At 48.4% G+C, this 6,928-nt stretch carries 5 protein-coding genes; 2 read left to right on the top strand and 3 right to left on the bottom strand.

Features of this window, described 5'->3' with window-relative positions:
• Positions 1-71: 71 nt before the first annotated feature.
• Entirely contained in the window at positions 72-1,070 is a 999-nt protein-coding gene (locus tag J7438_RS11340; RefSeq protein ID WP_209276622.1) for a serine/threonine protein kinase, read from the top strand.
• A gap of 66 nt (positions 1,071-1,136) precedes the next feature.
• Here J7438_RS11340 and dnaB read toward each other — a convergent pair whose 3' ends face one another.
• The 3 genes from dnaB to J7438_RS11355 form a co-directional block, all read right to left on the bottom strand.
• The gene (gene dnaB / locus J7438_RS11345; RefSeq protein ID WP_209201985.1) at positions 1,137-2,537 is read right to left on the bottom strand and encodes a replicative DNA helicase; all 1,401 of its coding nucleotides are present in this window, start codon (positions 2,535-2,537) and stop codon (positions 1,137-1,139) included.
• A 493-nt stretch (positions 2,538-3,030) separates the two neighbouring features.
• Positions 3,031-3,489: an AAA family ATPase gene (locus tag J7438_RS11350; protein ID WP_209276631.1), complete on the bottom strand. Its 459-nt coding sequence runs from the start codon at positions 3,487-3,489 to the stop codon at positions 3,031-3,033.
• Positions 3,480-3,671, bottom strand: coding sequence for a hypothetical protein (locus J7438_RS11355; protein WP_209276623.1), 192 nt, complete (start codon positions 3,669-3,671; stop codon positions 3,480-3,482). Before J7438_RS11355 ends, J7438_RS11350 begins: the two co-directional genes overlap by 10 nt.
• A 160-nt stretch (positions 3,672-3,831) precedes the next feature.
• Between J7438_RS11355 and cas3 the strand changes: the two genes are divergently transcribed.
• Positions 3,832-6,543: a CRISPR-associated helicase/endonuclease Cas3 gene (cas3, locus tag J7438_RS11360; protein WP_209276624.1), complete on the top strand. Its 2,712-nt coding sequence runs from the start codon at positions 3,832-3,834 to the stop codon at positions 6,541-6,543.
• The last annotated feature ends 385 nt before the right edge of the window (positions 6,544-6,928 follow it).

A 6,928-nucleotide genomic window follows, 5' to 3' on the forward strand; every position in this document is an offset into this window, starting at 1 on the left:
CGTCAGTGGCCAGTCTTTACTATTGGTTATAGAATCCCCTCCACAGAACTCAGACTCCTACGGAGGCCAGCATGAACACGCCTACTCAACATCCATACGACCAGCTGACGCCTGACCGGGCACTGGACGCCGTTGAGAGCGCAGGATTTCTGAGCGATGCCCGCATTATGGCCCTGAACAGCTATGAAAACCGGGTTTACCAGGTCGGCATTGAGGAAGGTGAACCCCTGATTGCAAAATTCTACCGCCCCGAACGCTGGTCAAAAGATCAGATTCAGGAGGAACATCAGTTCACCCTGGATCTCAAGGCGATGGAGTTACCGGTGGTCGCCCCGATGGCTGACGAAAAAGGCAATACACTGCATGAGTTTGCAGGCTTTCTGTTTGCCCTGTTTCCCCGTCAGGGCGGCCATGCACCGGAACTGGATAATCTGGATAACCTGCTGACCCTTGGCCGTACCCTGGGACGCATGCACAAACTGGGATCAACCAGTGACTTCCAACACCGCCCGGCGATCAGCTTGCAGCGATACGGCATCGAGAATGTTGAATACCTGCTGGCAAACGACTTTATTCCTGCTGCTCTCCTGGAAGCTTACCAGACCCTGACCCGGGACCTGCTCCATCGCCTGGAACTGATGACGCAACAGCATACGTGGCAATCCATTCGTGTCCACGGTGATTGCCACAGCGGCAACATTCTCTGGCGGAACGAGGCCCCACACTTTGTTGACTTTGACGATACCTGTATGGCTCCGGCGATTCAGGATCTCTGGATGTTGTTATCCGGAGATCGCCAAGAGCAGACCCTGCAAATGGCCGAGATTCTGGAAGGTTACACAGAGTTTATGGATTTCAGCCCTTCTGAGCTGAATCTGGTGGAATATTTCCGTACCCTGCGACTGATCAATTACAGCGGCTGGCTGGCAAAGCGCTGGGATGATCCCGCCTTTCCCATGGCATTCACCTGGTTTAATACCGAACGGTACTGGGCAGAGCATATTCTTGAATTGCGGGAACAACTGGCAGCCCTAGACGAGCCACCACTGTCCGTCTTTGGACAGGTTTAGGTCTATCACACCACCAGGGAGGCTGTTTTCTTCCTTCGTGGTCTTTGTGCCTTTGTGGTTAAAACATCAGTCCTCTTCAAACCGGTAAGCATCCGGTGCCAGGTTCTCAAAGCGGGTGAACTGGCCAATAAACGCCAGTCGGCAGGTACCGATGGGGCCATTACGCTGCTTACCGATAATAATTTCAGCAACTCCCTTGTACTCGGTATCCGGGTTATACACCTCGTCCCGGTAGATAAACATGATCACGTCGGCATCCTGCTCGATGGCACCGGATTCACGCAGGTCGGAGTTGACCGGGCGCTTATTGGGTCGCTGCTCAAGAGAGCGGTTCAACTGCGACAAGGCAATAACAGGGACATTGAACTCCTTGGCAATGGCTTTCAACGATCGGGAGATTTCCGAAATCTCGTTGGTTCGCCCCTCACCAAAACCGGGAATCTGCATCAACTGCAGGTAGTCAATCATGATCAGGCCCAGGTCACCATGTTCCCGCACCACCCGGCGAACCCGTGAGCGCATTTCCGAGGGGCTGATACCGGCCGTATCATCAATAAACAACTTCTTGTCTTTAATGCGCTCAACCGCCGACAACAGTTTTGGCCAGTCTTCTTCTTCCAGCTGACCACTTCTTACCTTGGACTGGTTGATTCTGCCCAGAGAAGAAAGCATACGCATCATCAACTGCTCACTGGGCATCTCCAGGCTGAATACCATAACGCCCTTCTCACTGTTCAGCAGGGCGTTTTCCACCAGGTTCATGGCAAACGTCGTCTTACCCATGGAGGGACGGGCAGCCACAATAACCATATCGGAAGGCTGCAGACCGGAGGTCATTTCATCCAGATCTTTAAAGCCGGTGGTGGTACCGGTAATGGCGTTACCGGCATTAAACATCTCATCAATTTTCTTGACGGTGTTTTCAAGAATCTCCCGCACCCCCATCGGGCCACCGGTGTTCGGGCGCTCTTCGGCAATATTGAAGACCAGCCGCTCGGCTTCATCGAGAATCGCCTGACTGTCTTTTCCTTCCGGATTATAGGCACTGTCCGCAATCTTCTGGCCGGTATTGATCAACTTGCGCAGTACGGAACGCTCAAAGATAATCTCCGCGTAGGCGCGAATATTCGCCACACTGGGCACACTGCCCGCCAGCTCCGCCAGATAAACCAGCCCGCCCACCTCATCCAGCTCACCCCGGTTTTCCAGAATCTCGGCAACCGTCAGAGGGTCAAAAGGCTTGCTCTCATTGCTCAGTGTACTGATGGATGCATAGATACGCCGGTGCCCCGGATTATAGAAGTCATCCGACGTCAGCTTATCCACCACCCGGTCCAGGGCCTGATTATCCAGCATCAGCCCGCCGAGCACGGACTGCTCCGCTTCTATGGAGTGAGGTGGTGTTTTAATGGCAATCGTGGCTTCATCGATGGGAAGCTCCAGCTCACGGGGACGTACATCCAACATAGTGACGATCTGAGAAAAAAGATTAAATGATGATACGAATTCAGGAGGTAAAAATACAGCAACAATATCTTTGGGTGAAAGTCTCACACTGACCACAACGACAGTCCTTGGAGCACAGGATTTACGTCCCGGAGACAAAATACCCAAACAAGTAAAGGCAGCCAAACGCAGCTATGGTCACAAAAGAATCATCTGCGAGAGGCCACCCCTAATGGAAGTATGTCAGCCACTGACCATTCCAGTACGGTGAAAATAGTCCGAAGTCTAAAGAGAAGTTCAAAACGTATCGGCATACCCTGAAGAAGCTGGCGGAATTGATAAAGTCATCAGGGCTCTGGCATACCAACACAAAAAACACCCGCGCCGATCCAAGCTTAAGACCGAACTGGAATACTTCAGAAAAAATAGCACGGTTGAAGTACGCAGAGCATTTGTCAAAAAGTCTTCCCATCGGCTCTGGGGTGATCGAAGCGGCATGCAAAACACTGGTTACTCAGCGCATGAAATGTTCGGGAAGGTGGATGTTTTGTATCCGATTGCAACACTCATTAATGCCACTGAACTTTCCTCCATCAGCAAACCAGGTTTCTACCGCTTCAGGCATACCTCCGACGAAATAATAATCCAGTAGCAAGTCCCACAGTTTATTGTGAGCGGCCTGAATCTGGAGTCCACGTCTGAAGGCTTCCAGAATTTTCCCGTTCCCTGATGCCATGACCAACTCTTCAAAAGACATAGGGAGCAGCTCCAGAGCTTCTACCTTGCCAACCGGAAATGAGTTCAGAAGACCGATGTTTGAGCCAGAAGCACAGAGGTAAAGATCCGGGCGCTGTTCGACAAAGAACTTCAACGAACTTAACGCAGCAGGACACTCGCCAATTTCATCAAAAAACAGAAAATCGTTATTGGCGTTGATATCAACACCCAGTTCCAGCTCAATATTCAGAAGTATGTCTTGTGATCAAGACTGGCTTCAAACAGCCCTGCCAAATTGGGGTTAGCCAGAAAGTCCAGCTTAAGAACCCGACGGAAGTGGTCTTTGCCAAAACACTCTTCGATCAGATAAGACTTACCCACCTGGCGGGCACCATCCAGTAGCAGAGGTTTGCGCTTTGGTTGCTTTTTCCAGCTCAATAGCTGAGTGATGAGTCATCTTTCCATGATTATCGAAAGTCATCAAAAAAAGATGAATACCGGCTATCTGAATTTCAATTCAATGAAAGCCTGTCAAATATTGATGTGTAGCATGTTATTCAAATATTCAGTCATTATAATGTGAAACTCTTGTCATAGAATGGAAGCACGCGTGTCTTTTTACCACTATTGGGGCAAAGCGAATAAATATCATAATGATAAAAACAATTATCACTTGCTGGTTTATCATTGTCTTGATGTAGCTGCGGTTGCTAAGGTTTGGTGGCAAGCATCTGCGTCGCTTCGCCGTCAGTTTTGTGTCCAAAGTGGTCTGTCAGATGAACAGACTCAGGCTTGGTTGCTTTTTTTTATTGCTTTGCACGATTTGGGCAAATTTGATATTCGTTTTCAATTAAAAGCAAAGTATGTCTGGCAGCAGGTTAATCCTGAGGCAAATTGCTTTCAGCCTTGCCTTCCTAAAAAAAACATCAATGATTATTATCACGGGCCAGCCGGTGTTTACTGGTTATATCAAGACTTACATGCTCGTTTTGCAAGCGAAGATGAAGACAGTTATTTTTTCGATGATGACGACAATGAAAGCTGGGATGCGTGGTTGAGTTGGCTGGGGCCAGTAGCGGGACATCATGGAACCATGGCAGATAACTCTGACAAAGATAACCGCAGCTTTACTTTTTTACCCGGTTCAGTCAGCGCCCAGGGACTGGCATTATTGAAACAAGCTCGCCTGGAGTGGTTGAAGGCGCTGGAGTTTCTGTTTTTAAAACCTGCCGGGCTGACACTGGAAGATGACCCTCCATTGTTGGCCAATGGGACTTTGCTAGCTGGTTTTTGTTCAGTTTCTGACTGGTTGGGTTCATCCAGTGGTGAGGGTGATTTTGAATTTGAAAGCCAGCCAATTGATGATCTACAAGACTGGTTTGAATCTCGTTTGCCGATTGCCAGACGATTGCTTCATCGTGCAGGTATTACCGGTTATCAAAGTCGTGACGATCCTGCTATTCAGAAACTTCTAGTAGAGGCAGGACATCAGCCACGGCAAGTTCAGTGTCTGGTGGAGCAGTTACCGCTAACTGGGAGTCTGACGTTAATAGAGGCCTCGACTGGCTCTGGAAAAACAGAAGCCGCTCTGGTTCATGCCTGGCAATTAATCCAACAGAACCTTGCAGATAGTATTGTGTTCGCTCTGCCGACTCAGGCGACAGCAAATGCTATGTTAGGTCGTATAGAAAAAGCTGCACCTGTTATTTTTGAAGGGCAAATCAATGCGGTGCTGGCTCATGGTCGGGCAGGATTTCAAGAGCATTTTATCAACCTTAAACAAGCATTCAACTCACACCCTGCACAGGGGAAAGAGGAAGCCAGAGTGCAATGTGCTCAATGGCTGTCTGAAAGTAAAAAAAGAGTTTTTTTAGGGCAGATTGGCATTTGTACAGTAGATCAGGTGTTGGTTTCAGTGTTGCCGGTGCGACACAAATTTGTTCGCGGCTTTGGTATTGGGCGCAGCGTTCTCATTATCGATGAGGTACATGCCTATGATGCTTATATGTACGGCCTTTTAGAGGAAGTATTAAAACAGCAACGAGCTTCGGGAGGATCGGCAATTTTGTTATCTGCAACTTTACCGGATTATCAAAAGCAGCAGTTAATGGAAGCCTGGGCTGGAAAAAAAGTGCCTGGCCGCTTCGAATACCCTGTTGATGCACCTTACCCGCTGATAACCAGCTATGGGCAGAAGCAGCAACACTTCTCACTTGACAACCAGCAGCAACCCGCCACAACGCATGTCAATATTGAACTGCAAACAGTGCCAGAGTTGTTGCCAGATGATGGATTGTTGGAACGAATGATTACTGCCGCAGAGCAGGGTGCCCAGGTCTGTTTTATCTGCAACCTTGTTGATGTAGCTCAGCAGTCTTTACACCAGTTACGGGAAAAAGCGGCAGGGCGACTGAGTGAAGAGCAGCTGATTCTGTTTCACTCCCGCTTTGTATTTGCTGACCGTCAGAAGAAAGAAGACAAAGTTCTTGAGCTGTTTGGCCCCGAAGGTAAGCGACAGCAAGGGCATATATTGGTAAGTACTCAGGTGTTTGAGTGCTCTATTGATGCAGATATGGACTGGATGATCAGTCAATTATGCCCAATTGACCTGTTATTCCAACGTTGGGGGCGGCTGCATCGTCATCAAAGCAAGCACAAGCGCCCAGAGGGATTTGATCACCCTGTTTGTACTGTGTTGGTTCCACCGGAATCTGAAGACTATCAGCTGCATGCGTTGATATACGGTGATAGCCGTATACTCTGGCGGACTCAGCAGTTATTGGTTAAGTCCGGGAATATTGTCGAATTTCCACGAGCATACCGAGAGTGGATTGAACCGGTTTATGATAAAGACGACTGGGGGAGTGAACCTGACTGGGTTATGAAGTCTTATCAGGATTTTGCTGAGCATCAGCAGAGCCAGCGTATGGGTGCACAAACGTTAATTAAATCCGGTATGAATGTGCTGGCAGATACCGACAATCATATTTCTGCCGTAACCCGTGACGGTGAAATGAACCTGACACTTGTTCCGGTCACTTGTAATCCCGTAGGTAAACCTTGCTTGCTGGATGGTTCAGTGATTGATGAGTTGGATAAAAGTGACCGCTTTGAAAAAATCAGTCTGAATAGTCTCGGAATACCCGCCAGCTGGAATAAGAAAAAAAGTGAAGGGCAACTGCCTGATATGGATGATGACGGTTTGATCTGGCTGGAAATGGCGTTCGTGGAGCAGGGCTACCAGGGGCAGTGGGGAGAGACAGAGTACACCTATTTTCCGGAAACTGGTTTCCAGCGCACAAAAAAATGAAATATCCCCGCAGGCGCGGGGAATGGGTTAGTGAACCTAACTTTATTTAAACAAAATACGGTTCATCCCTGTATAAAAGGGAGTCTTTATTATATTGCATCGGCTCTTTTTGTGGAGTAATCAAGCTAAATTTGCCTATATAACGTGAGTTCGACGCAAAAAAGACAAGGAGCCCCTGATCAATAGCTATCTTTCGGATACCAGACCATAGACAGCTAACCGGAGGCTCCATGTCTATGACTAGTGTATTCTGTGATATTGATGATTTCTGCCTAATTTTCGAACCAGAGTGGCATAAGCAGCTTATCTGTAATGCCAATAAGCCCCCTTCTATATCGAAGCTCTCACTCAGTGAAATAATGACCATCATCGTTTATTTCCACCA

The organism is Thalassotalea sp. G20_0 (assembly GCF_017744175.1).
Classification (GTDB): domain Bacteria; phylum Pseudomonadota; class Gammaproteobacteria; order Pseudomonadales; family Endozoicomonadaceae; genus Endozoicomonas.